The sequence below is a fragment of the Aquirufa esocilacus genome (assembly GCF_042715595.1).
GTDB lineage: Bacteria > Bacteroidota > Bacteroidia > Cytophagales > Spirosomataceae > Aquirufa > Aquirufa esocilacus.
The window spans coordinates 1-26972 of record NZ_JBBKXX010000001.1; the positions used below are offsets into that span (position 1 = coordinate 1).

The 26972-nt window shown below is 43.7% G+C and carries 18 protein-coding genes and 2 rRNA genes; 8 read left to right on the plus strand and 12 right to left on the minus strand.

Annotated elements, in window-relative coordinates:
• Nucleotides 1-2530: ribosomal RNA gene (locus tag SKC37_RS00005) — 23S ribosomal RNA — on the plus strand; the annotation flags it as partial.
• A gap of 67 nt (nucleotides 2531-2597) precedes the next feature.
• Nucleotides 2598-2709, plus strand: a 5S ribosomal RNA gene (rrf, locus tag SKC37_RS00010).
• 266 nt (nucleotides 2710-2975) lie between these two features.
• Here the strand turns inward: rrf and SKC37_RS00015 are convergent.
• From SKC37_RS00015 to SKC37_RS00030, 4 genes are read right to left on the minus strand one after another with little or no spacing between them, the layout of a single operon-like run.
• Complete coding sequence (locus SKC37_RS00015; RefSeq protein WP_377979477.1) at nucleotides 2976-3395, minus strand: Fur family transcriptional regulator; 420 nt, start codon at nucleotides 3393-3395, stop codon at nucleotides 2976-2978.
• Entirely contained in the window at nucleotides 3396-5204 is a 1809-nt protein-coding gene (locus SKC37_RS00020; RefSeq protein WP_377979478.1) for an ABC transporter ATP-binding protein, read from the minus strand.
• A gap of 1 nt (nucleotide 5205) precedes the next feature.
• Entirely contained in the window at nucleotides 5206-6219 is a 1014-nt protein-coding gene (locus tag SKC37_RS00025; protein ID WP_377979479.1) for a gliding motility protein GldB-related protein, read from the minus strand.
• Nucleotides 6219-8843, minus strand: coding sequence for a valine--tRNA ligase (locus SKC37_RS00030; protein ID WP_377979481.1), 2625 nt, complete (start codon nucleotides 8841-8843; stop codon nucleotides 6219-6221). The genes SKC37_RS00025 and SKC37_RS00030 overlap by 1 nt, the downstream gene beginning before the upstream one ends.
• Before the next feature lie 98 nt (nucleotides 8844-8941).
• On the opposite strand from SKC37_RS00030, the gene SKC37_RS00035 reads away from it, so the two are divergent.
• Nucleotides 8942-9379: a sterol desaturase family protein gene (locus SKC37_RS00035; protein ID WP_377980491.1), complete on the plus strand. Its 438-nt coding sequence runs from the start codon at nucleotides 8942-8944 to the stop codon at nucleotides 9377-9379.
• A gap of 2 nt (nucleotides 9380-9381) precedes the next feature.
• Here the strand turns inward: SKC37_RS00035 and SKC37_RS00040 are convergent, their stop codons facing one another.
• The 3 genes from SKC37_RS00040 to SKC37_RS00050 are packed head-to-tail and all read right to left on the minus strand — an operon-like array spanning nucleotide 9382 to nucleotide 12264.
• Nucleotides 9382-10632, minus strand: a complete 1251-nt coding sequence (locus SKC37_RS00040; protein ID WP_377979484.1) for a sulfate adenylyltransferase subunit 1 — start codon at nucleotides 10630-10632, stop codon at nucleotides 9382-9384.
• Nucleotides 10633-10653: 21 nt separating this feature from the next.
• Nucleotides 10654-11568 carry a sulfate adenylyltransferase subunit CysD gene (gene cysD / locus SKC37_RS00045; RefSeq protein ID WP_377979485.1) on the minus strand — a complete coding sequence of 305 codons (915 nt, stop codon included), beginning with the start codon at nucleotides 11566-11568 and terminating at the stop codon, nucleotides 10654-10656.
• Nucleotides 11569-11571: 3 nt separating this feature from the next.
• Nucleotides 11572-12264 (minus strand): phosphoadenylyl-sulfate reductase, encoded by a 693-nt coding sequence (locus SKC37_RS00050; protein ID WP_377977473.1) that lies wholly within the window; start codon nucleotides 12262-12264, stop codon nucleotides 11572-11574.
• An 86-nt stretch (nucleotides 12265-12350) separates the two neighbouring features.
• Here SKC37_RS00050 and SKC37_RS00055 point away from each other — a divergent pair, with 86 nt between their 5' ends.
• The 3 genes from SKC37_RS00055 (at nucleotide 12351) to SKC37_RS00065 (ending at nucleotide 15571) form a co-directional block, all read left to right on the plus strand.
• A complete protein-coding gene (locus SKC37_RS00055; protein WP_377979486.1) occupies nucleotides 12351-13046 on the plus strand; it encodes an AlbA family DNA-binding domain-containing protein in 696 nt (231 codons plus the stop codon).
• A 166-nt stretch (nucleotides 13047-13212) separates the two neighbouring features.
• Entirely contained in the window at nucleotides 13213-15174 is a 1962-nt protein-coding gene (locus tag SKC37_RS00060) for a KUP/HAK/KT family potassium transporter (RefSeq protein WP_377979487.1), read from the plus strand.
• A gap of 1 nt (nucleotide 15175) precedes the next feature.
• Entirely contained in the window at nucleotides 15176-15571 is a 396-nt protein-coding gene (locus tag SKC37_RS00065) for an HIT family protein (RefSeq protein WP_377979488.1), read from the plus strand.
• Here the strand turns inward: SKC37_RS00065 and SKC37_RS00070 are convergent.
• Complete coding sequence (locus SKC37_RS00070; protein ID WP_130895896.1) at nucleotides 15563-16588, minus strand: NAD(P)H-dependent glycerol-3-phosphate dehydrogenase; 1026 nt, start codon at nucleotides 16586-16588, stop codon at nucleotides 15563-15565. The two genes, SKC37_RS00065 and SKC37_RS00070, sit on opposite strands and share 9 nt — an antisense overlap.
• An 86-nt stretch (nucleotides 16589-16674) precedes the next feature.
• On the opposite strand from SKC37_RS00070, the gene SKC37_RS00075 reads away from it, so the two are divergent.
• Entirely contained in the window at nucleotides 16675-19365 is a 2691-nt protein-coding gene (locus SKC37_RS00075) for a glycoside hydrolase family 2 protein (protein WP_377979489.1), read from the plus strand.
• On the opposite strand, the gene SKC37_RS00080 is transcribed toward SKC37_RS00075, so the two are convergent.
• Genes SKC37_RS00080 through ettA form a run of 3 tightly spaced genes read right to left on the minus strand, consistent with a single transcriptional unit; the run spans nucleotide 19352 to nucleotide 24211 of the window.
• Entirely contained in the window at nucleotides 19352-21535 is a 2184-nt protein-coding gene (locus SKC37_RS00080; protein ID WP_377979490.1) for a glycosyl hydrolase family 28 protein, read from the minus strand. The genes SKC37_RS00075 and SKC37_RS00080 overlap by 14 nt on opposite strands.
• A 50-nt stretch (nucleotides 21536-21585) precedes the next feature.
• Nucleotides 21586-22545, minus strand: a complete 960-nt coding sequence (locus tag SKC37_RS00085; protein WP_130923778.1) for an AAA family ATPase — start codon at nucleotides 22543-22545, stop codon at nucleotides 21586-21588.
• Between the two features lies 1 nt (nucleotide 22546).
• Nucleotides 22547-24211 (minus strand): energy-dependent translational throttle protein EttA, encoded by a 1665-nt coding sequence (ettA, locus tag SKC37_RS00090; RefSeq protein WP_377979491.1) that lies wholly within the window; start codon nucleotides 24209-24211, stop codon nucleotides 22547-22549.
• 121 nt (nucleotides 24212-24332) lie between these two features.
• On the opposite strand from ettA, the gene SKC37_RS00095 reads away from it, so the two are divergent.
• Nucleotides 24333-25607 carry a DUF349 domain-containing protein gene (locus tag SKC37_RS00095; RefSeq protein WP_377979492.1) on the plus strand — a complete coding sequence of 425 codons (1275 nt, stop codon included), beginning with the start codon at nucleotides 24333-24335 and terminating at the stop codon, nucleotides 25605-25607.
• Here the strand turns inward: SKC37_RS00095 and SKC37_RS00100 are convergent.
• Nucleotides 25593-26963 carry a UDP-N-acetylmuramate--L-alanine ligase gene (locus SKC37_RS00100; RefSeq protein WP_377979493.1) on the minus strand — a complete coding sequence of 457 codons (1371 nt, stop codon included), beginning with the start codon at nucleotides 26961-26963 and terminating at the stop codon, nucleotides 25593-25595. The genes SKC37_RS00095 and SKC37_RS00100 overlap by 15 nt on opposite strands.
• Nucleotides 26964-26972 lie beyond the last annotated feature (9 nt).

Below are 26972 nucleotides of genomic sequence, written 5' to 3' on the forward strand. Positions count from 1 at the left end.
CATCGATTATATAAATCAACGAGAACTGTTTGGGAAAGCAGGCCATAGAAGGTGAGAGCCCTGTATTGGTAAGTTTATGTAATTGTAGTGGTATCCTGAGTAGGGGGGGACTGGAGAAATCCCCTTTGAATCTGCCGGCACCATCCGGTAAGGCTAAATACTACCAAGAGACCGATAGTGAACGAGTACTGTGAAGGAAAGGTGAAAAGTACCCTGAGTAAGGGGGTGAAAAGACCCTGAAACCATACGCTTACAAGCGGTCGGAGCCCTTTCGTGGGGTGACGGCGTGCCTTTTGCATAATGAGCCTACGAGTTACTTTCACTGGCGAGGTTAATCACGTTGACGTGAGCAGCCGGAGCGAAAGCGAGTCTGAATAGGGCGCTTAGTCAGTGGGAGTAGACGCGAAACTTTGTGATCTACCCATGAGCAGGTTGAAGCTCCGATAACACGGAGTGGAGGACCGAACCAGTTTACGTTGAAAAGTATTTGGATGACTTGTGGGTAGGGGTGAAAGGCCAATCAAACTGAGAAATAGCTCGTACTCCCCGAAATGTTTTTAGGAACAGCCTCGGGGTTAAGTTTTAAGCAGGTAAAGCTACCGATAGGACTAGGGGGAGTCAAATCCTACCAAATCCTGACGAACTCTGAATGGCTTAAAATATACCCGGGAGTGAGGGTTGGGGTGCTAAGGTCCCAATCCGAGAGGGAAAGAACCCAGACCAACAGCTAAGGTCCCAAAATCTTTACTAAGTTGAACTAAGGAAGTCTGATTGCAGTGACAGCCAGGATGTTAGCTTGGAAGCAGCTATTCATTTAAAGAGTGCGTAACAGCTCACTGGTCGAGCGAGGCGGGCATCGATAATAAACGGGCATCAAGTAAAGTACCGAAGCTTTGGATTATATTTATATACTGGTAGGGGAGCATTCTGATCTGCGGTGAAGGTGAAGCGACGAGCTTTGCTGGAGCGTTCAGAAAAGCAAATGTAGGCATGAGTAACGATAATGAGGGCGAGAAACCCTCACGCCGAAAGACTAAGGTTTCCTCAGCTATGCTAATCAACTGAGGGTTAGTCGGGGGCTAAGGGTCTAGCGAAGGCGACAACCTAATGCACAACAGGTTAATATTCCTGTACTTACTTATAGGGCAAATAGATGACGGAGATTACAGGTTACCAGATACTGACGGAATAGTGTCTTTGAGAGGCGGCAGCAATGCCAAAACGAGTGTAGTGAGTAAACTTCCAAGAAAAGTCTAGGCGTGTATAACTTATAAGTAACCCGTACCGTAAACCGACACAGGTGGTCGAGAAGAATATTCTAAGGCGCTCGAGTGAATCACGGCTAAGGAACTCGGCAAATTAACCCTGTAACTTCGGGATAAAGGGAGCCACGAGCAATCGTGGCCGCAGAGAAATGGCCCAGGCGACTGTTTAACAAAAACACATGGCTTTGCTAAATCGAAAGATGACGTATAAGGCCTGACACCTGCCCGGTGCTGGAAGGTTAAGGGGGGATGTTAGTGGCAACACGAAGCATTGAACTGAAGCCCCAGTAAACGGCGGCCGTAACTATAACGGTCCTAAGGTAGCGAAATTCCTTGTCGGGTAAGTTCCGACCTGCACGAATGGTGTAACGATCTGGGCACTGTCTCAGCCGTGAGCTCGGTGAAATTGTAGTAACGGTGAAGATGCCGTTTACCCGCAACGGGACGGAAAGACCCCATGAACCTTTACTATAGCTTAGCATTGAGTTTTGGTACTGGATGTGTAGGATAGGTGGGAGGCTGTGAGCCGGTGTCGCTAGGCATCGGGGAGCCAACGTTGAAATACCACCCTTCTTGTACTGGAATTCTAATCCCCAAAGGGGAGACATTGCTTGGTGGGTAGTTTGACTGGGGTGGTCGCCTCCAAAAGAGTAACGGAGGCTTTCAAAGGTTCCCTCAGCACGCTTGGTAACCGTGCGTAGAGTGCAATAGCAAAAGGGAGCTTGACTGTGAGACCGACAAGTCGATCAGGTACGAAAGTAGGATATAGTGATCCGGTGGTTTAGTATGGAACAGCCATCGCTCAAAGGATAAAAGGTACTCTGGGGATAACAGGCTGATCTCCCCCAAGAGCTCACATCGACGGGGAGGTTTGGCACCTCGATGTCGGCTCGTCACATCCTGGGGCTGGAGAAGGTCCCAAGGGTTCGGCTGTTCGCCGATTAAAGTGGCACGCGAGCTGGGTTCAGAACGTCGTGAGACAGTTCGGTCCCTATCTGTTGTGGGCGTAGGAATATTGACAGGTTCTGACTTTAGTACGAGAGGACCGAGTTGGACTGACCGCTGGTATATCAGTTGTTCTGCCAAGGGCATAGCTGAGTAGCCACGTCGGGACCAGATAAGCGCTGAAAGCATCTAAGTGCGAAACTGACCTGAAGATGAGTATTCCATGAAGGGTCCGTGTAGACGACACGGTCGATAGGCTACAGATGTAAAGACAGTAATGTCAAAGTCGAGTAGTACTAATTACCCGAAAGCTTACCTTTTATTAATTTACACACTGCTGTTTATTTTATCTCACAATATGGCTAAAGGCTAAAACCTTGCAAAAAGTATGGAGCCGATAGGACGGGTGTTCACCTCTTCCCATCTCGAACAGAGAAGTTAAGCCCCGCACCGCTGATGATACTGGGATCAAACCCGGGAAAGTAAGTAAGCTCCAAGTTATTACAAAAGACCTGCACGTAAGTGTGGGTCTTTTTTTATGCCCAAAAATGAGTCCGAAGTGAATGAGTCCGAAGGAAATAAGGAATAGAGTAGAGAGCAAAGAGTAGAGATAAGGCATAAAAAAGAGGCTGCCGCCTCGTTTTTATCCATTCATGAAATATAACCTTCGGACTAATTCCCTCCGGACTTTAGACTATCGCCTCCGGACTCCCTCCCTCCGGACTAGTGACCACCACTTTCCATCTCTTCGCTCTACTCTATCATCTATGCTCCACACACTGAGCACACCCCCTGAATCAACAAATTACTCTCTTGCTTTGTGAAGCCTGCTGGTAATTGAATACTTGGAATATGAACCGTTTCTAAACAGGTTGTTTGGCCACATAGATTGCACTTGAAATGTACGTGGTCGTGTTGATGAGTATGATCTCCTTGGTGGCAGAGTTCCTTACATAAAGCGTATTTTACGCCACCATTGTCATCTAAAACTTTGTGGAGTAGACCTTGCGTTAAAAAGGTCTTTAAGGTGCGGTATACAGTTACGCGATCGTATTGATCACTTAGTCTTTGTTCGATATCACCTTGGCTTAAGGCGTAATCAACTTTCTGGAATGTTGCTAGTACATCCGTTCTGCAGGGTGTGGAACGAAGCTCAAAGTCTTTTAGTGAGTATTTTGAATTCATTTAACCCAAATGTTCAGTTTGCAATTTGACCATATTTTGGTAAATCCCTGATTTTTTCTTCATCAATACTTCGTGTGAACCTGATTCAACGATCTTACCCTCTTCCATTACTATGATTAAATCTGCTGAACGAATGGTTGATAAACGGTGTGCGATGATTAAACTCGTTCGGTTTTTCATCAATTCTTCGAGAGCTGATTGTACCCATTTTTCTGATTCTGAATCGAGGGCACTGGTAGCTTCGTCTAGTAATAAGAACTTAGGGTTTTTTAGGATGGCGCGTGCGATGGCGATTCGTTGTCTTTGGCCACCTGATAATTTCACGCCGCGTTCGCCTACCATGGTATCCCATTTTTCTGGGAAGGATTCGACGAATTCTTTGGCGTAAGCTAATTCGGCAGCGGATTCAATTTCTGCTTGCGTTGCTCCTGGTTTTCCATAGGCGATATTCTCTCTGATGGTTCCTCCGAAAAGTAATACTTCTTGTGGGACAAGAGCCACCATTTTACGCCATTCGGTAATGTCAATGTCTGCGATGGAGCGATCTCCTAGCGAGATAGAGCCTGCATTGGGCTCGTAAAAACGCATAAATAATTGCGCTAAAGTTGATTTACCAGTACCGGAGGTACCTACGATAGCTACTTTTTGTCCGGGTTCAATGGTAAAGTTAATTCCTTTGATAATTTGTACGGATGGACGCGATGGATAGGAGAATTCAAGGTCTTGTACCTTGATTTGACCAAATGAGACTGCAGAAGCGGAGGAATCTCGGGTCAAATCAATCTCGGATGGATCGCCCAAGATTTCTAGGATACGATCTGAGGCACCAATGGTCTTTTGTAATTGGGCGTAGATGTCACCTAAGCCTCCTACGGAACCACCAATGAAAGCCGTGTAAAAAATAAAGGTTAATAAATCTGCCAGTATTAAATCGCCATTCGCAACTAAGGAAGCGCCATACCAAACCACGCCTACAATGCCACCAAACAATGCGAAAATGATAAAGCTGACGAATCCTCCGCGAAGGGTGGCAGCTTTCAAGGCTTCGCCTAGAACTTTGTTTAAGGAGGAGGTGTAACGATCCACTTCGTATTTCTCATTTGTAAATGCTTTAACTGCTTGGATAGACGTTAATGTTTCTTCTACAATGATGTTCGTGTTGGCGAGCTCGTCCTGTGCTTTTTTGGAGATCTTCCGAATGAATTTACCGAAAACGATGGCTGAAATAACTAATACCGGGAAAGTAGCTAACATAAATAAGGTCAGCTTCCAGGAGATATAAGTAATAAGGGCAACGCCGCCTACTAGGGTGAAAACCTGGCGAAAGAACTCTGCCAAAGTAATGGATAACACATCCTGTAGTTGTGTGATATCAGACGTGATGCGGCTCATCAATTCCCCTACGCGTCTTTTCTCAAAGTGGAAAATGGGCAGGGTAATGATTTTGGCGTATAATGTCTGGCGGACATCACGCATTGCTTTTTCTGATACTTGTGCAAACGTATAGATGCGGAAGAAAGAGAGCATAGCCTGCACTATCAGAACCCCGAAGAAAAAGAGGGTTACTTCATTGATCTTGTAGGTTGATTTACCCTCGATGACTTTGGTCATTTCCCCGATCAAAAGGGGAAAGCTGAGGGTTGTCAGGTTAGATAACAACAAGAAAGCCATCCCCACGATGAAGGTCCATTTGTAGGGAATGACGAATTGAAAAATTTTGATGGCCTTAGAAAGACCTTGTTTGCTGACTTTAACGGCATCTTTTGGATCTACTCCTCCGCCTATATCACCGTGTTGTTTTTTTGCCATCTTATTTTTTATCTGCTTCGCCGCGGTAGCCTGAATCGAGGAATAATCGATTCGCTTCTGGGTCCGTCAATATCTTTGCTAATGTTGTTTTAGGCTTTTGTTTCCAAAAGGAATCCACGATGCGCCAGCCTAGCCACCGTCCGATACTACCCGGACAAGCTGGACCAATTTCAGTAGTTTTGGGCCGATCGTCCAGGTATTTTGCCTTAACGTTTTTATCGCTACTGAATAACAATTTGCGATCTATGAAATGTTCCCAGACGTCCTTTTGAAAAGCATTCGTTTCCGCTATTTCTTGTTGGGTATAGCCAAAAATTAGACTATCAGGAACAGCGGGCAAAATGGTTTTCGTAAAAACGTAGCCTTTGCCATACCAAATCATATCACTTAATAAACTCGCATCATTCTCTGTTTGTTTGATCAAAAAGGCAGAATATTGCAGGATAATTTGAGCGACCATGGCTTTAGGTTCTAAGCGACGCATCTGATACTCATAAATATTCGGGGCTTTGTAAAGACCACGAGATCCCATAAAATAGTCAAGGCCGATAATAATTAAGGAGTCAGAAACAACTAGGTTTTGTGCGGTATATTCTCCGCCACCAATACCCCCAAACCCAGAGAATATGGTTCTGATTTTCGGTGTTTTTACGCCTGGAAATTCTTGTTGAATTTTGGTAAATGCCTCTTTTAATTCTTTTTCTATGGCATCCCCTCCAAAAAAATCGGGTTCTTGACTTTGATTATAGAATTTACGCAGGTCTGGATTCGCATAAAGTCGAAATAAGTCTTGTGCTAAATAGGGAGTGTTTTCGGGAGTTGCACTAAAATAACCTACACTAATTTCAGGGTGTTTTGCTAGTAAGGCACCCATTTCAACCTCTGATTTAGTTGCAGCCATCTCCCTTTCAATTCGCTGGAAATCCCATTGAATTTCAGGCATTTTCTTTTCTGCCTTTTCTTGCGAACAAGACCAAAGTAGCAAACCGAATGTAAGTGCGTAGAGAATTTTCATTATCCTAAACGAGCTAGCAATTCTTGTAGAGACTGAATTTTGGTTTCTGCATCCGCTAATTTTTGCCTTTCCCGCTCCACTAAATCCGCTTTCGCATTCGCTACGAATTTCTCGTTGGCTAATTTTGCTTCGACTGATTTTTTGAAACCTAACAGGTATGCCAATTCTTTTTCTGATTCTGCTTTCACGACTGCTGGATCTTCGTCATTCGCTAAAGGAACAAAGAATTGATCCGCTTTCACTACAAAGGTTTGAGCATCTGCTACGGCATCAGCTACAAACGTGATGGATTCTAAATTAGCCAATTTGATCATAATTGCCTCTAGCGGAGCATAGGCAGCTTTATTTTCTGCTTTAATATGTAGTGTTAACGCTAACTTAGGCGATAGCTGCTTCGAATTACGAATCTCGCGTACTTTAGTTACCACTTCAAAAATTACATCGAATTGAGCGATTAATGCCGAATTTACAGGGCCTGCTAGCGGGAATTCCGCTTTGCAGATGGACTCTCCCGCCTTCCGTTCATCGATCACCTGCCAAATCTCTTCCGTTATAAACGGCATGTACGGATGCATTAAACGCATTAACGAATCGAATAAACTTAGCGCCGCTTGTAGCGTGTCTACATGTATTGGGTTTTGGTAGGCTGGTTTAATGATCTCTAAATATTTACCGCAGAAATCATCCCAAACTAACTCATATATGCTTAATAGAGCATCCGAAATACGGAATTTGCTGAAGTGATCTTGAACGTCAATAATGGTTTGGTTTAATTTTGATTCAAACCAAGCCGTTGCTAATAAGTGTTCAGGTAATGAGGCGCCTGGAACCACTTCTAAACCGCGTAGCAATCTAAAGGCATTCCAAATCTTGTTCGAGAAGTTACGCCCTTGTTCACACAATTTGTCATCAAACAATAAGTCATTCCCAGCCGGAGCGGAGAACAATAAACCAGAACGAACACCATCCGCGCCGAAACGCTCAATCAGTTCCAAAGGATCAGGCGAGTTGCCTAATGATTTGGACATCTTACGACCTTGCTTATCGCGCACAATACCCGTTAAATAGACATTCTTGAATGGCAATTCATCTCTCCATTCGTAACCCGCCATGATCATACGCGCTACCCAGAAGAATAAAATATCTGGTCCAGTCACTAAGTCATTCGTAGGATAATAGTAGTTAATCTCTTCATTATCTGGGTTTTCGATACCATCAAAAACCGAGATAGGCCATAGCCAAGACGAGAACCAAGTATCCAAAACATCCGGATCCTGTGTCAAATCATCTTCCACTAAGGCATACAATTGGTATGTATCTCTTGCGATGCGCAGGGCTTCTTTTTTATCTTTCGCCACGATCACCGTGCCATCTTCTAAATAGAACGCCGGGATTTGCTGACCCCACCACAATTGACGAGAAATACACCAATCGCGTACATTTTCCATCCAAGAACGGTACGTATTTTTAAACTTCGCCGGGTGTAATTGAATGGTATCGTTCATGACGTTGTCCAAAGCGGGCTTTGCCATCTCCTCCATTTTCATGAACCATTGCAAGGATAGTTTGGGCTCGATAACCGCGCCTGTTCTCTCCGATGTTCCAACAGTCGATTTGTATTCTTCTGTTTTGGCCAAATACCCTTCTTCGGTTAATTGTTTCACGATGCGTTTGCGCGCCTCGAAACGGTCAACACCCACAAATAGGACAGCCTTTTCATTCAAGGTTCCATCGTCGTTTAATAGATCGATGACAGGCAACTTGTGTTTTAAACCTAACTCGTAGTCATTCAAATCGTGAGCAGGTGTCACTTTTAAACAACCCGTTCCAAACTCCGCAGTAACGTATTCGTCAGCAATAATCGGAATTTCGCGATCAATTAATGGGATACGAACCTTTTTGCCTTGCAAATGCAGGTAGCGCTCATCTGTCGGATTCACGCAAATGGCTGCATCCGCCATGATGGTTTCGGGGCGAGTCGTTGCAATGGTGACAAATCCAGATCCATCGCTAAGTGGATAATTGATATAATGCAATTTGGCCTGAACGTCTTTGTAGATAACTTCTTCGTCTGATAAAGCTGTTTTTCCTTGCGGATCCCAGTTCACCATCCGCACGCCGCGGTAGATCAAACCTTTGTTATATAAGCGCACAAACGTGTCAATAACCGCTTGGTATAATGAGGGTTCCATCGTGAAACGGGTACGATCCCAATCACAAGAAGCCCCTAACTTTTTCAATTGATCGAGGATGATTCCGCCGTATTTATCTTTCCATTCAAAGGCATATTTCAGGAATTCTTCGCGAGTAATGTCAGCCTTAGAGATGCCTTTTTCCTTTAACATGGCTACTACTTTTGCCTCCGTTGCAATGGATGCATGGTCCGTTCCCGGCACCCAACACGCCTCTTTGCCTTCCATACGCGCCTTGCGAATCAAGACATCTTGAATCGTATTGTTCAACATATGGCCCATATGAAGCACCCCAGTGACGTTAGGAGGAGGAATCACGATGGTGTATGCCTCTTTGTTCGGATTAGGTTTCGAAGCGAAAAGCTTGTTTTCTAACCAGTAGGCATACCATTTTTGTTCAATTTCCTGCGGGGCGTAATTCTTATCTATCATATGTGTTCTCTAAGCCTACAAAGATAATTGATTTAGGCCAAAGGTCGAGGGTGGATTTTAAAACAATTCGCCGTAATTTTGGTTGAAATAGCGTTATGATGTTAATGGGAATTTTACTTTGGTTAGGAACCTTTCTAGGAATGGAAGGGGTTGCTTGGTTCACGCACAAGTACATTATGCACGGCATTATGTGGAACTGGCACGAGTCGCATCACGTACACCACAAAGATAAATTAGAGAAAAACGATCTGTTTTCGGTTGTTTTCGGGATCTCCTCCACGTTAACCATTATCGTAGGTGCTGAAATTCCAGCCTATTGGCCACTATTTTACATCGGATTAGGGATTGCGACCTATGGAATCTTCTATTTCATTTTCCACGATATCATTGTTCACCGCCGCATTAAAATCAAGTACAAAGCGGGTTCTGCGTATATGAAGCGCATTATGAAAGCGCATTATGTGCACCATGAGGTGCATACAAAAAAAGGCGCAGAGGCTTTTGGCTTCCTCTACGCCCCTAAAAAATACCAATAAACTTATTTTACGAATCCTACTCCGACGGTTGAATTCGAGAATTCATCGATCAGGATAAAGGCTCCATTTGCTGGATTAGCTGCATATTGATCTGCGCTAATCGGTTGTGCCGTGCGCAACGCAATCGTTCCTATCTCATTTAACTTCAGCGTATCTACACCCTGAGTAGAAGTTTGAGTCGCTACGTCAAGGCGCTCCGTAATTTGAGAGATTTTGGCCTTCGTAATATTGATTCCGTGTTGCAATAAGTAGGTTTTACCCGGGCTTAAGGCCGTATGATCTAACCAGCATACTTGTGCTGAAAAATCTTTCAATGCCGGAGCATTTTCCTCTGAAGCTAACACAAGCGTGTTTCCACGCGATATATCCACATCCGTCGTCAACGTAATGGTCACGGAATCCCCTGCGATCGCTTGATCTAATTTTGATTCAAATTTTTCAATCGTCGCAATCGTGCTCTCCTGACCCGTAGGCAAAACGCGAATGGCATCACCCACTTTGAAAGTACCTGAGCTGATTTTCCCGGCATAGCCACGGAAATCGTGATAAGCTTCTGTCATCGGTCTTACGACAAATTGAACTGGGAAACGAGCCGGTGCATGCGCCAAAGTAGAAGCGTATTCAAAGGCTTCTAATTCACCTAACAGTGTATTGCCCTTGAACCAAGGCATTTCGCTGGCCTTTTGCGTGATGTTTTGGCCATACAAAGAGGAAATAGGCAAGAAGCTGATTTCCTGTCCGTCGAAAGTGGTCTGTGCGACTAATTCCGCCAAGCTGTCTTTTATCGCATTGAACGTGGACTCTTGGTATTGTACTAAGTCCATCTTGTTCACACAAATGATCACTTTCGGGATTCGCAGCATCGCGGCGATTGACAAGTGACGCGCTGTTTGTTCCACTACCCCTTGGCGGGCATCCACTAAAATCAAGGAAACCTTCGCGTTCGATGCTCCTGTGACCATGTTGCGGGTGTATTCCACGTGTCCTGGTGTATCCGCAATGATATATTTGCGGGTAGGTGTGGAGAAATAAATATTCGCCACATCGATGGTAATACCTTGCTCGCGTTCAGCGATGAGGCCATCGGTTAATAAGGAAAGGTCAAGAAAGTCTAGCCCTTTGCGTTTTGAAGCGCTTTCTAAGGCTTCTATTTTATCTTTGGTAATCGAATTTGTCTCGTATAACAGGCGACCGATTAAGGTACTTTTTCCATCATCAACGGAACCTGCAGTAGCTATGCGTAAAATATCCATGTGTTCTTGTCTCTGATTGAATTAAAAATACCCTTGTTGTTTTCTCTTTTCCATCGCCGCTTCTGAACGTTTGTCGTCAATGCGAGCGCCTCGTTCCGAAATTTCGGCAGAAAGAATCTCTTCTATAATCACATCGATATCCGTTGCATCAGAAGCCACAGCTGCGGTGCAGGTCATATCGCCCACCGTTCTGAAACGAACAGTCGCCTCGAATGGAATTTCACCTGCTTCTTTGTTCAAATACTCTGAATCTGCCCAAAGCATTCCATCTCGCTCGATTACTTGTCGTTGGTGCGAATAGTAAATACTAGGGATCTCCATCTTCTCTTCTTTGATGTAGTTCCAAACATCGAGCTCCGTCCAGTTCGAAATAGGAAACACGCGCACGTTTTCTCCCACTGCGATGCGGCCGTTGAGCATATCGAATAATTCGGGTCTTTGACGCTTCGCATCCCATTGTCCAAAATCATCGCGCACCGAAAAAATACGTTCTTTCGCTCTCGCTTTTTCCTCATCTCGTCTTGCACCACCGATACAAGCATCGAATTTGAACTCTTCAATCGTATCTAAAAGCGTAACCGTTTGAAGTACATTACGCGAGGCATATTTTCCAGACTCTTCCGTCGCTTTTCCTTGGTTGATGGAATCTTGCACATATCGCACGATTAATTCAGCCCCCGTTTCTTTGGCTAACCAATCGCGGAATTCAATCGTCTCCGGGAAGTTATGCCCTGTGTCGATATGGACTAAAGGGAAAGGGATTTTACCTGGGAAGAAAGCCTTTTGGGCTAAACGAACCAAGGTAATGGAATCCTTTCCTCCTGAGAAAAGTAAAGCTGGACGCTCAAATTGCGCCGCTACTTCCCGCAGGATGTAGATGGATTCATCCTCTAGTTGGCGAGGGAAATGACCGATTTTATCTTGTATTGTCTGCATAACTTAGGCGTGTAAACCACATTCTTTTTGAGAATTCTCCCACCACCAACGACCCGCACGTGGATGTTCTCCCTCCGAAATAGCTCGTGTACACGGAGCACATCCGATGGAAATGAACCCTTTCTTGTGCAAGGGGTTTTGGGGAATTTTATGTTCTTGTAAGTAATTTTCTAGTTGGCTAAAGCTCCAATCAATTAAGGGGTTAATCTTCCATAATTGACGGTTTTCATCCCATTCGATGATGGGCATATCTGCTCTATTATCTGATTGTTCGGCCCTTAAACCGGTAATCCACACTTTCGCTCCCTGCAAGGCACGATTTAATGGCTCCATTTTTCGAACAAAACAGCATTCTTTTCGGTTCTCTACTGAAGTATAGAAAGAGTTGAATCCTTTTTCTGCCACTAAAGTTTCCACAGCAGAGGTGTTTGGAAAAAAGGTTTGTAGAGAAATACCGTATTTTTTAATTGTCAAATCCATTAACTCGTAGGATTCTTGGAATTGACGGCCGGTATCTAGTGTGAAAATCTCGATGGCCGATTTTGTACTAGCAATGGCCTGAGTAATTGCCTGATCTTCTTGGCCAAAAGAGGTGGAGAAAACGAGGCGTTCACCTGCAAAATAGGAGGCAATGAACTGAATTCGTTCAGGCAATGATCTGGATAGTAATTCCTTTTCGAGCGTTTTGAGATGCATTTTGTCCTATTTTTTACAAAGGTACACATTGTCTATTGAATAACTATACTAATAAATAAAAAAAATAATTCCTACATTAGTGCATTATGCGGATCGGATCAGAGATTTTATTGGATAGTCCCTATCATGAGGAGGAGGAAAACTTATTAGACCTTCGTAATCTGCGAAATCTCGTACGCCACGGTGAAGGTATTCGGCTGGAGTTTAAGATGAAGGTTAAGTTTCCAGAAAAGATTATCAAGGAACTGGTGGCTTTCGCGAATACCGAGGGAGGTCATTTATTCGTCGGCGTCAGCGATGCCGGGGTGATTGAGGGAGTCAAGTTTGCAGAAGAAGAACAATTTTTGCTGGAGCGAGCGATTGAGAAATATTGTTTTCCTGTTTTCACTTATCGAGCATATCGAATTCGCTTGGATAATGGACGAGAGGTTTTGGTGTATCAAGTCTATGAGAGCGTGGACAAACCCCATTTTGTTCAACTAGCTACCGACCCACATCCCATCTGCTATGTACGAGTAAAAGACCGCACCATTCAGGCGAGCAAAGAAATGAAGCAGATTTTACGTCGCCAAAACGATGACGGCATCAGTTTCGCCTACGGGGACATCGAGCGCTTCCTACTCGATTATGTACGGCATCATGGCCAGATAACCCTAGCTGAGTTAGCCCAACAAGCCCAAATTCCTATGTGGCTGGCTTCCAGAAAATTAGTCCTTTTAGTTCTCACCAGGGTGTTAAAAATCGAGCCCGGAGAATCAGTGGATACGTATCGTCTAAATTAATTTCAAAGGGTATTCATTATCAGGAAATTAAATCTATATTTGCATCCGTTTCTTGAAATATTTCAAGAAAACGGATAGAAATAGTACAATTTATAGCATTAATTGTATTTAATTTTTAAGATAAACAAAGCCGCTTGATAAGACTTTTACTCCCTAGAGATTAATAATGGAACACAAACACAAAAGTAAAGCCACCGCTGCCGGTCTATTGGTAGCTATGGGGATCATTTACGGGGACATTGGAACTTCTCCATTGTATGTAATGCAATCTATCATCGGAGATAATCCGATTAATTCATTAACCGTTTTAGGCGGATTGTCTTGTATTTTTTGGACGTTGACATTACAGACAACGTTGAAATATGTGATTTTAATTTTACGAGCAGATAATAAGGGTGAAGGCGGGATCTTTGCCCTTTTTGCGTTAGTAAGACGCCATGCCAAGTGGTTAACTTTACCAGCCATTATTGGGGGGGCCACCTTATTAGCGGATGGTATTATTACACCACCCATCTCGGTTTCTTCCGCGATTGAAGGATTAAAAATGCTTCATCATAAGGATGGAACACCTTTTGTAACGGATACGGTGCCTATCGTTATTGTCATTTTGACGGTTCTATTCATCTTCCAAATCTTTGGAACCAAGGTCGTAGGAAAACTTTTTGGGCCGATTATGTTATTGTGGTTCTCCATGTTAGGATTAACTGGTTTGATCTGGATTGGACAAGATTGGTCTATTTTTAGAGCGCTATCTCCTATGTATGCGTGGGAATTATTGACTACGCATCAAGCGGGATCTGCTGGTTTCTGGACCTTGGGAGCGGTATTTTTGTGTACAACGGGCGCAGAAGCCTTGTATTCTGACTTAGGTCACTGCGGAAAGGAGAATATTCGCATTAGCTGGGTTTTTGTGAAGATTGCCTTGATTTTACAGTATTTCGGTCAAGGAGCTTGGTTGTTAGCCCACGAGGGAGCTTTATTAGGTGCGCGCAAACCTATTTTTGAATTATTACCTCGTGAATTCTTATTTACGGGTATTATGATTGCAACGGCTGCGGCGGTGATCGCTTCGCAAGCCTTGATTTCAGGATCCTTTACTTTGATTTCGGAAGCGATTCGCTTAAACTTTTGGCCTCGTGTTCGATTAGTTTATCCATCGGATCAAAAAGGGCAATTATATGTTCCTTCCATCAATATTTTATTATGGTTAGGTTGCGTGGGTGTTGTATTGTGGTTTAAGGAATCCGCTAATATGGAAGCTGCTTATGGACTAGCTATTACGATGACGATGTTGATGACAACTTCATTGATGGCCTATTACTTGCATATCAAGAAAATAGATATGTGGTGGATTCTTTTATTCCTAGCCGTGTACGTATCACTAGAAGGCTCATTCTTAGTAGCTAATCTACAGAAGTTCTGGCATGGGGGTTATGTTTCGTTATTCATTGCTGGGGTTATTATTTTAATCATGTGGATATGGTTTAGAGCAACCCGCATCAAGAAAAAATTAACGGAATACGAGAAATTATCGGATTACATCGAGCCGCTAAAAGAATTGAGTAAAGATGAGACGATCCCTAAATATGCGACGCACTTAGTTTTTATGTCGAATGCAGGACGTGTTTCAGATATTGAATCTAAGATTATTTATTCGATCTTTCAACGCCGGCCGAAGCGCGCAGATATCTATTGGTTTGTTCACGTAGACACCTTAGATGATCCCTATACAATGGATTATAAAGTGACGGTGATCGAACCGGATGACATCATCAAGGTGAATTTTAAGCTAGGTTTTAAAGTAGAACAACGCATAAACCTATATTTCCGTAAGGTGGTAGAAGAGATGGTTTCTCGCGGTGAAGTAGATATTACGTCGCGTTACAAATCCTTGAATGAGCAAAACGTGATCGGTGATTTCCGGTTTGTTGTTTTGGAGAAATTCTTGTCATTTGATAACGAGCTGCCACTGCTAGATCGATTGGTCATGAAAGCTTATTTCTTTGTGAAGCAGTTTACGCATTCAGAGGACAAGTACTTTGGATTGGATTCGGATGCGGTAAAATTGGAGAAAGTGCCCATGATTATTAAGCCGATCACTAAATGTAATTTGAAACGAATCGACTAAGATGAGCACGATATTTACCAAAATTGTCAACAAAGAGATTCCTTGTCACTTAATCAAGGAAGACGATCGTTTTTTGGCTTTCTTAGATGTGATGCCCTTAGTGGAAGGCCATGTATTGGTTATTCCTAAACAAGAGGTTGATTACATTTTTGATTTAGAGCCTGAATTGCTGGGGGACTTAATGAAATTCGCTCAATCGATTGCTCCTGCTATCAAAAAAGCGATTCCTTGCAAGCGAGTAGGAGTGGCGGTCATCGGTTTAGAAGTGCCGCACGCACATGTGCATTTAGTGCCCATGAACCGGATGTTAGACATTAATTTCTCGCAGGAGAAGATGAAGCCGACGGCTGAATCATTGGCGAAAACAGCCGAATTAATTCGCTCTTTCTTACTTTAAAAAGCCTTTCAGCTTGTTCATCTCAAGCATCGGATTCGCTTTCTCGTAAACAATGTTATATACCGCCTCAATGATAGGCAATTTGATATTGTGCTGGCGTGAGATGCTGTAAATACTGCGAACGGCATAATAGCCTTCTGCAATCATATTCATTTCAATTTGTGCTGACTTCACAGAATACCCGCGACCGATCATATTTCCAAAGGTCCGGTTACGCGAAAACTGGGAATAAGCTGTCACCAACAAATCACCCAGATAACCAGAGCTATTCAAATCCCGGTTTTTCTCCGGATAAACGACATCTAAGAAGATCTTGATCTCTTGCATCGCATTACTCACGAGTACGGCCTGGAAGTTATCCCCAAAACCCAACCCTCGCGTAATTCCACAGGCCATCGCCACGATATTCTTAATAACGGCACAGTATTCCACGCCATACAAATCCTGGATCGCATGGGCTTGTAAAAAACGACTATTCAAGAGATTCGAGAACGATTGTGCTAAACTTAAATCGGGTGACGCAATGGTCAAATAAGATTGTTTCTCTAAAGCCACCTCTTCCGCGTGGCAAGGACCAGCAATGACGCAGGTTTGTCCTAAAGGCAAATTAAATGCGCGTTCCATCCAGTCGGTCACCAAAAGGTTTTCGTCAGGAATCATTCCCTTGATAGCGGAAACCACTTTTTTGCCCTCGAAATGTTTTTTATTGAGGTCTTTTAATGTACTCGGAATGAAAGCAGCAGGTACTGCTAGAATAATATACTCAACGCCAGCTAATGCGTCCACCATTTTGCTGTAAGTTTTTACTTTGCGTGGATTGATAGCCACGTCCGTCAAATAACTCGGATTGTGATTGTATTTGCGGATGAATTCAACGTCCGATTTACGGCGGATCCACCACTTAATTTTCACATTGTTTTCAGAAAGGATTTTCACCAAAGCCGTGGCCCAGCTACCTCCACCTAACACAGCTACCTGGGTAGGGATTTTTTTCTTTAATTCCGCTAATTCACTCATTCTGTAAAATTACGCTTATTTGATAAATATCCCGGATTTTTTGCCAAATTTGTACGTCCACCCACCGGGTGTCCAAATCTAAACCTATGAAAAAAATTATCTTATTCCTGCTCGCAGGATTATCTTTCTGTGCGCTTGCGCAAAAAAAACAACCCCTTTCAGAACATCCACGCCCAGACTTACAACGGGATCAATGGCTGAATTTAAATGGCTACTGGGACTTCACATTTGATTCTTCGCAATCAGCTCCTAGTCGCTTTGCAAAGAAAATTCTCGTGCCATTTCCGTGGGGATCGCCCCTTTCAGAGGTGAAAGATGAAGCTGATGTGGCTTGGTATCACAAGGAAATTAAAATTCCAGCTACTTGGACAGGTAAACGTATTTTCATCAACATAGGAGCATCGGATTGGGAGTCAACCATCTTTTTAGATGGAGTTCAAATAGGGAAACACCAAGGTGGCTACACGCCTTTTGATGCGGAATTAGTCGGGGTAAAACCTGGCTCAGTGCACCAAATCGCGGTTCGTGTGGATGATAAGCGTCGGATGTTTACTTTGTATGGAAAGCAAGGATATGGGAATGCGCGGGGTATTTGGCAGACCGTATATTTAGAGGCTAGAGGCGGAAATTTTATCGATCATTATGCAGTTAATCCGGATATTGACTCTAAAAAGGCACAGGTTAAAGTTTATTTAGGAGCGCCTGCTTCGAAAAATCAGGAAATTAAAATAACCTTATCAAATGGACAAACGGCATCGGTTTTGATACCAGCGGGAAAACAGGAGGGCGCCGAAGTCATAGCCATAAAAGCAATGCACTTATGGTCTTTAGAAGATCCGTATTTATATGGGTTGAAAATACAGTCGGGTAACGATGTCGTGAACGGTTATTTCGGGATGCGTAAGATATCGGTGGTGAATTTACCAGGTTCGAAGATTCCCTACATCGGTTTGAATAACAAACCTATTTATGTACAATTAGCCTTAGATCAAAGTTATCATCCAACAGGCTTCTATACTTTTCCGTCGGATCAATTTATGAAGGATGAGATTGTGCGTAGCAAGCGGATTGGGTTGAATGGAATACGCACGCACATTAAGGTGGATGTGCCTCGCAAGTTGTATTGGGCGGATAAATTAGGACTTTTGGTGATGTCTGATTTGCCTAATTCGTGGGGGGAGCCGGACGCAGCCATGCAAAAGGAGTCGGAATACACCCTGCATGAGATGATCAAACGCGATTACAATCACCCGGCAATCTTTTCGTGGATTACGTTCAATGAGACTTGGGGTTTGTTTACGCACAAGGACAATAAATCTATTTACACGCCGGAAACGCAGAAGTGGGTGGCGTCGGTCTATCATTTGGCCAAAACCTTAGACCCCTCCCGCCTCGTCGAAGATAATTCCGTTTGCTGCGGAAGAGGACACACGGAAACCGACATCAATTCTTGGCACGCCTACCAAGCGGGCTATGAATGGGATAAATTAGTAGGCGATTATGCCGCAAAGACCTATTCCGGAAGCAATTGGAACTTCGAAAAAGGATACCAGCAAGGAGCACAACCGATGATTAACTCCGAGTTTGGAAATGTGTGGGGTTACCAAGGCAGTACCGGCGATGTCGATTATACTTTTGATTACCACAAAGCCTTGAATTCGTTTAGAAACCACCCGCAAATGGCCGGATGGTTATACACAGAACACCATGACGTGATTAATGAGTGGAACGGCTACTATAAATTTGACAGAACGGAGAAAGAGACAGGTTTAAACGCCATCGTCCCTGGGATGTCTCTGAACGATTTCCATGGACCTTTTTACTTATCTACTGGACAAGAAATTACGTGGGCAGGGAAGGCCGGACAACAGGTCAAAATCCCTTTACACCTTTCTTCTATGACAAATACGGCTGGGTCGCTTAGCTTAAAAATGTCCTTATCAGGAACGAATGCAGCGGGAGAAAAAGTGAATCGCTGGACTAAAACCTCCGTTTTAACTTATGCTGCCTGGGACGTGAAGGCCTTGGATTCTCTCTCAATTACCTTACCGGCAGATAAATCAATCAATACTTTAGCGTTTGAATTAAGCGATGCAGCAGGAAAAGTGGTGCACCGTAATTTCGTGCATTTGATTGTGGAAGAGGGTGCTTCGCAACCAGCAAAAGGACAATTGATATCGGTGCCCGTGGAGCGTTACAGTTCATCTAGCTGGCCCAAGAAACAATGGACAGGTGTTCTAGGGCATAAATTGAATGGGGCAGGCGCCGGTTATTTCGAATACGAAATACCTTTCCCTACCGCTGGTGCTGAGGGTATCAAACAGGTTCGTTTCTTAGTGGAGGCCTCTTCTAAATCCATCCTAGGAAAAGACCGGGATGATGCAGGGAAAATGGATGGTGACTACATGCTAGGCAAAGGAACTTTTGATCCCGGTGTAAATCCGAATGCTTATCCTCAGACCGATCGATACGCTAGTCCCTCAAAATTGAAAGTGAGTGCAAACGGAATTGTTGCTACTGAAACTACTTTAGCGGATGATCCTGCGGATCATCAAGGAATCTTGTCTTGGCATTACCAGGCGCGAAATAATAAGCTAGACGAAGCTGGAACCTACGGATATTTAGTGCAAGGTGTGATCCCAGCAGCGGCATGGCAACAGGCAGCCAAAACGGGGAAATTGATCTTGAGATTCGAGGCCACAGAAGGAGGGTTGTCTCTTTATGGAGACAAGTCGGGTCGTTATGTGGTCGATCCGAGTATTATTATTGAGCGTTAAGTTTCCAGCGTTTCACATTAATCAACTCCGGTTTCTTGTCTCCAGTTTGCGTAAAATTAGCGTTTGATAATTGAACATCTGTGGCTTCGATGACACGGTAGCTTTGCTTCGCTTCGATGTCTAGGTTTGAAAGATAAATGTGGTGGATCGGCATTTCCGGTAAACCACGAACTAATAAACCCGTTTCTGCTCCTTTTGCTACGACGCGGTCCACGAAGATGTTTTTGAATTGAGGAGTGCCGGCATCGACTGGTTTGCTTTCGATTTTAGGTGTTTCGTCGCCATTCCCAAAAGTTGCCACCGGATCTTTTCCTTGGTAATACATATCGAACAAGATGGCCTCGCCTGAGATGTTTTTCATACTGATATCTTGGATGTAGACATTCTCCACCACGCCACCACGACCTCTGGCCGTTTTGAAACGCAAGCCTACATCAGTGCCTAGGAATTGGCAATTGGAAACAAATAAATCGTGCACACCTCCGGACATTTCGCTGCCTACCACGACGCCACCATGACCGTGAAATACCACACAATTTTCGATAGCGATATGAGCACTTGGGCGACCTCTTTTTCTGCCCTCGGCATCTTTACCCGATTTCAAACAAATGCCGTCGTCACCTACGTCAAATTTAGAATTACGAACTGATACATATTCGCACGATTCGATGTCGATGCCATCTCCGTTTTGGGCGAACCATGGATTTTTAACCGTAATATTTTCAACTGTTAAGTGTTTGCAAAGTAGAGGATGGACGTTCCAGGCTGGGGAGTTTTGGAAGGTAACTCCTTCTAATAAAATCTGTTCGCATTCACGTAGAGAAATCATATTAGGGCGAAGGAATTCTTTGATTTCTTCGGCTTTAGCCTCAGTAAAACCGGCGGCGATGACGCCAGGTTGATCCATTTTAGATCCCTTTAATGCGCGCTCCGTCGGATACCACGTGTCTTTTTTGTCATCTAATACGCCACCTGAACGAACTAGTTTATCCCATTCGCCTGGGGTTAACTTTCCTTTCTTCACTGGTCTCCAAGCCTCGCCGTTTCCGTCGATGATTCCAGAACCCGTAATGGCTATGTTTCGTTCGCCTATCGCCGTAATAGGGGATTGCGCTCTGATTGCATCTACCCCTTCCCAGTTTGTTCTCACTAATGGATATTGGGCTGCATCCGCGCTGAACTGCAATACCGCGCCAGCGTCTAAATGGAAGTTGATATTGGAGCGCAATGTAATTGCACCCGTCACGAAGAAACCCGCCGGAACGCGTACCACACCACCGCCTTGCTTCGCCGCGATGTCGATAGCCTGTTGTATGGCTGATGTATTCAATTTGCTTGCTGAAGAAACGGCACCGTATGAAACGATATTAAACGTATCTTTTTTAAACGCAGTCGTCGCTACGTTCGGTAATTCGAACACATATTTCTGAGAAAATGAAGATTTTTGTAAGAAGCTGCGTAGGTGCTCGTTCGAAGCTAAAATGCCTTCAGCAACCAGGGAAGCAATTTTCTTAGCTCCAAAAGGAGAGAAGTGCGTATCATCCGCCACCCCTTTGCTGAATTTCTTAAAAATTCCCGCTGGGTAATGAAGAAACATCTTCTTCGCTCCCTCAGGTCCTTCTGCTGCAATGTATTTCTTACTTTCCTTCTCGATATCGATTAAAAGTACTTTTTCCGCTTTAGCCACCTCGCGAACCACGGCTGGATAATCCGCGTGTTGGTCTACGAAAACACCTGTAGAATCAAATTTTCTGCGTTGAGTGGGAGTTAGTAGGATAGGAATTCCGCCTTTTGAACGCGTTTCGCGCACATAACGAACTAAGTTTTCGCGAAAATCGGTTTGTGCTGGGGCGTAACGGCTGGTATCGGAAACTTTGGCATCATTATGGCCAAACTGGATCAACACATAATCCCCTTTTTTGATCTGGTTAAATACCTTCGCCCAACGGCCTTCACGACGGAAGCTTTTCGTACTTCTTCCATTATAGGCGTGGTTTTGAACCTCTACTGCCTCATTGAAAAATGAAGCAAATGGCATTCCCCAACCTGTCTCCGGAAAATCAGCAGATACTTTATCCGCCATCGTCGAATCGCCAATGAGGAAAACGCGCATCGGCTCCGAGGCGGTGAAACTGAATAGGAATGCACAAAGGATAAGTAGGTATTTCATAAGATCTAATTTGCTATTAAAGCACAAAAGAGCCCATTTTTACCCAAAAATTATCGATTAATTGCGACGCTACTTAAGATAGACTGGATAATTTGAAGTGTGGTGATGTTATCTGCTTCCGCCACATAATTCAAGATAATGCGGTGATTCAGGATATCTGGGGCCATTTCTTTGATGTCCTCCGGCAACACATAATCACGTCCTTCTAAATAGGCCATCACTTTCGCAGCTAGATTCAGTTGGATACTCGCACGTGGAGATGCACCGAATTGGATATATCCCGCTTCTTGCGTTAAGCCATATTCGGCTGGATTTCTTGTCGCGAATACAAGTTCAATGATGTATTTCTCTAGAGTCTCTGAGATCGTGATTTCGTTAATTTCCTTACGGATTTTGGCGATATCTTCCGCGTTTAGGACGGTCTTAGGCTCGTAATTGAAGTCCATATTCGACTTCTGGCGCATCACTGCTAATTCCTGGTCTTTGTCTAGGTAATTTAGGAATACCTTGAGCATAAAACGGTCTACCTGTGCCTCCGGAAGTGGGAAAGTGCCCTCTTGTTCCACTGGGTTTTGAGTAGCTAATACTAAGAATGGTTTGTCCAAAGGATAAGTCGTATCTCCGATTGTTACCTGCTTTTCTGCCATCGCTTCTAATAAAGCTGATTGCACTTTCGCAGGTGCACGGTTGATCTCGTCTGCCAGGATGATTTGGGCGAAAATAGGTCCTTTCTTTACTTCAAATTCAGATTTCTTCGGGTTGTAAATCATCGTCCCCACTAAATCTGCTGGTAACAAATCTGGAGTGAATTGGATACGGTGGAAATGTAAGTCGAGAATTTTAGCTAAGGTGTTAATCGTTAACGTCTTCGCTAATCCAGGCACCCCTTCTAACAAGACGTGACCGCCTGTAAAAAGACCCACTAATAAGCGATTAATCAGGCGTTCCTGGCCAATGACCACTTTGCCCATTTCGTCAATGACGGCCTGAATTTTTTCTCTCGAGTTCATATTACTGCAATTTCTTGTATCGAATACGTTTAGGCGTGGTATCCCCTAAGCGTTTCTTACGTGATTCTTCGTATTCTGAATAATTTCCTTCAAACCAAGTCACCTGTGAATCTCCTTCAAAGGCTAAAATATGCGTAGCAATACGGTCTAAGAACCAACGGTCGTGGGAGATGACTACTGCACAACCCGCGAAGTTTTCTAAGCCTTCTTCTAAAGCACGAAGCGTATTGACGTCCAAATCATTGGTCGGCTCATCGAGTAATAGCACGTTAGCGCCTTCCTTCAACATCATCGCTAAGTGAACGCGGTTACGCTCACCACCGGATAACATGCTGATTTTCTTCTCTTGATCCGCACCGTTAAAGTTGAATTTGCTGACATAGGCACGCGCATTCGCCTGTTTTCCACCTAACATTACCCAATCATTGCCGTCAGAAATGGTTTCAAACACCGATTTCTCCGCGATTAATTGGTTGTGCTCTTGATCGACATAAGCTAATTTCACCGTTTCCCCCACTTCAAAAGTGCCGGAATCAGGCTGTAATTTATCGGTAATCAGATTAAATAAGGTCGTTTTACCCGCACCATTTGGTCCGATAATTCCGACGATACCTGCTGGAGGAAGCGAGAAACTCAGGTTTTCGTACAATAATTTGTCTCCAAACGATTTCGACACACCCTGAACTTCGATTACTTTATTTCCAAGACGAGGACCTGCTGGAATGAATAATTCTAACTTGTCTTCTTTCTGTCTGTTCTCTTCTGAAAGGAGTTTTTCGTACGCTCCAATACGCGCCTTGGACTTAGCCTGACGAGCTTTTGGTGCCATACGTACCCATTCTAACTCACGCTGTAAGGTCTTTTGACGACGTGATTCCGTCTTCTCTTCTTGCGCTAAACGGTTTTGCTTTTGCTCTAACCAAGAAGAATAGTTTCCTTTCCAAGGAATACCTTCGCCACGATCTAGTTCTAAAATCCAGCCTGCCACGTTATCTAAGAAGTATCTATCGTGGGTTACGGCAATCACGGTACCTTTGTATTGACGTAAATGTTGCTCTAACCAGTCTACGGATTCCGCATCCAAGTGGTTAGTCGGCTCATCTAATAAAAGGACATCCGGTTCTTGTAATAATAAGCGACAAAGCGCCACACGGCGTTTTTCACCCCCTGAAAGGGTGCTCACTAAGGCGTCAGACGGTGGACAACGCAAGGCATCCATCGCTTTTTCTAAACGCGTATCTAATTCCCAGGCATTGAAGTGATCCAGTTTCTCTTGGACCTCGCCCTGACGCGCTAATAATTTATCAAAATCAGCATCTGGGTCTCCAAACGCCTCATTAATCTCATCGAATTCCTTTAACAGGTTCTTGATTTCTACCACCGCTTCTTCCACGACTTCGATCACCGTTTTGTTCGGGTCTAATTGCGGCTCTTGCTCTAATAAACCTACCGTATAGCCAGGTGAAAACACCACATCACCGGTGTAGGATTTGTCGATTCCAGCGATGATGCGCAATAAAGTGGACTTTCCGGAGCCATTAAGACCCAAGACACCAATTTTTGCCCCGTAGAAAAAGGACAAATAAATATTTTTTATGATGGTCTTTTGTGGAGGGATGACTTTCGACACACGCTCCATCGAAAAGATGATAGTTTCGTTACTCATTAAATTTTATTTTTATACAACCCACAAATATCGCAATTTTTTAAATAAATTAGAGGTGTATTAAGATTTACGATTAACATTTGAGCCAAAGCACCTGCTTGAAGCTCTTTCTTTAAAACATATGAGCCAGCCCACATCAAACGAGTTTGGATTTTGCCGCGATGGCAAAGTTTTCATCAATGCCTATTTAAGCTATCCTGAGCGCGAAATCGGTTTCGTGCGTAATTCTGAAGAGGAAGCATTAGCCTATTTTGTGAAACGTTTTGACCTTGCGGTAAGCAAGGTGAAAGGTTTGTCTGAAGAAATTGACGCAGCACAAAACAAGGGTTCATTTCTCACTAAAGTGTTGCAGATGCAAACCTACCTCATCGAATTCGATGGGCTAGGTGATTTCAAACCTTTGTTAGTGGAATTAGAGAAGCATGAGGCTTATTTGAAAGAATTAATTCAGGCAAATCAGGTCAAAAATCTCGAAATCAAACGTGCCTTAATTCAGGACGCTAAAGAAATTTCAGACGAAGAGGACGTAGTGGAATCGACAGATAAGTTGATGGAGGTGAAGATGAAGTGGGTGAAGACGGGTCCAGTCGACAAACAATACCAAGATCAACTAACAGCAGAATTTCAAGAGGTAATGGATGCTTTCTTCTTGAAGCGTCGTGCCTATTTTGAAGATAAGAACCGTCAGATAGATGAGAAAATTTTAATTCTCCAAGGCTATATTGATAACGTACACCAATTGCGCAAGGCAGAGGATATCGATGATTCTGTCGTGAAGGTGAAAGAGATTCAAAAGGAGTGGAAGAATGTGATTGGTTTGCCTCCTAAGAAGCAGTCGATGCTTTGGAAGAACTTTAAGAAGGCGAACGATATGTTCTTTGAGAAGTACAACCGTATTAAAGGGATTGATTACAAGCCGCGTGTTGACCCGCGCGTGTTAGAATTAACGACGATGACGGGGGAATTGGAATTGAAATTAAGAGATCAAATAAATATTGTTGCGACCGCGGATTTAGCTAAAGCTTATTTAGTGAAGTGGAAAGAGATTTCGTCCCAAATCAAAAATATGGATCGCTCGCTCGCAGAACGTTTCCGCACGATTTGTGATAAGATCTTTGAGATGAATTATTTATTGCGGGTGATTTCGTATCGCCATGCGAACTTAAATGAGAAGCCACGGATTGAGCAGTTGAAGATCATGATTAACCAAATGGATTATATGGCGAAGAAAGAGCGAGGCGAACTGGAATCGTTCATTGCTGAATCGGAGGCAACTCGCATGATGGAGGATAAAATAACCTTGAGTAAAATCAATACCCAGAAACGCAAAATCTCCATGAAGGAGATTTTACTAACGGGCTTTAAAGAAGAATTAGATCAATTATTGAATTCGTAAACCGAGTTCAGTTGCGAATCCAGGAAAATCGAGACCATCGAAGGTGCCAGACGACATCATCAGCAGGTTTTGGTTTTCCTGATTTTGTTTTAACAGCATTTGCTTCAGCTCTTCTTGTTCACGTACCACGACTAAGTTTGGGTGATTAAAATAAGACTGAACTGTTTCAGCCTCAATTCTATCCATTTGTTTGATAGCACGCGCGTGTTCGCTTAGGTAAATAATTGCCAAATCCGCTTCCGCTAGAGTTCCTTTGTATTCCGGAAGAAAAGCGGGATTCAAGCTGCTAAACGTATGTAATTCGAGTGCGGCTACTAATTTGCGCTGTGGAAATTGGGCTTTCAGTGCTTGCGTGGTCGCTTTCACTTTCGATGGAGCATGTGCAAAATCTTTGTACAGCAATTGTGTATCTGATTCTCCTACCCACTCTAAACGTTTCGCCGCTCCTTTGAAAGATTGAATAGCCGTGTAGAATTCAGTTTCATTTACGCCTACTTGTGAACAGATATGCAAAGCGCCTTGCAAATTTTTCAAGGTATGTTCTCCAAAAACCTGTAGGCCATATTCCTTTCCATCGTTTCTTTTCAAGAAAGTTTGGCCGTTTCTAATGATAGAATCGTGTGCCTTATATCCCTCAGAGTGGCAATGCTCTGGACAGGCTTCGGCGATGGCCTCTAGTGTTTTATCCGTTTTGTCAAAGAATAAATGGCCCGCTTTCGGCATTTCTTTTACTAAATTTTCGAAGGCTTGCGTATACGAATCGAAAGTTGGGTAGACATTGATATGATCCCAAGCGATGCCGGAAATCAAAGCGATGTGCGGTTGATACAAGAGGAATTTAGCTCTTCGATCGATAGGCGAGGCTAAGTATTCGTCACCCTCGATGATCATAATAGGGGCATCTGTGATGGATGCCATCAAGTCAAAGCCCTCGATGCGTGCTCCCACTAAGTAGTCGAATTTCTTATTTAGTGTCTTTAAAACGTGCAATATCATCGAGGTAATACTCGTTTTGCCGTGGCTACCGGCGATGACAATGCGCTGTTTGTTTTTGCTTTGTTCGTAGATGAAGGAAGGATAGGATTCGATTTTTAATCCTAATTCCTGCGCTTTTAAAAGTTCAGGGTTGTCCGCACGTGCGTGCATCCCTAAAACAATGGTGTCTATGTCAGTGTTTATTTTCTCTGGGAACCAGCCAAACTGGGTAGGTAAGATGCCGTGTTTCTCTAAGAGGCTTTTGGAAGGTTCGTAGATTTCATCGTCTGAGCCTGTTATTTCGTGTCCTTGAGATAAAAGAGCTAGGGCTAAGTTGTGCATTGCTGCACCACCGATGGCGATAAAATGAATTTTGGACATAATAACTTA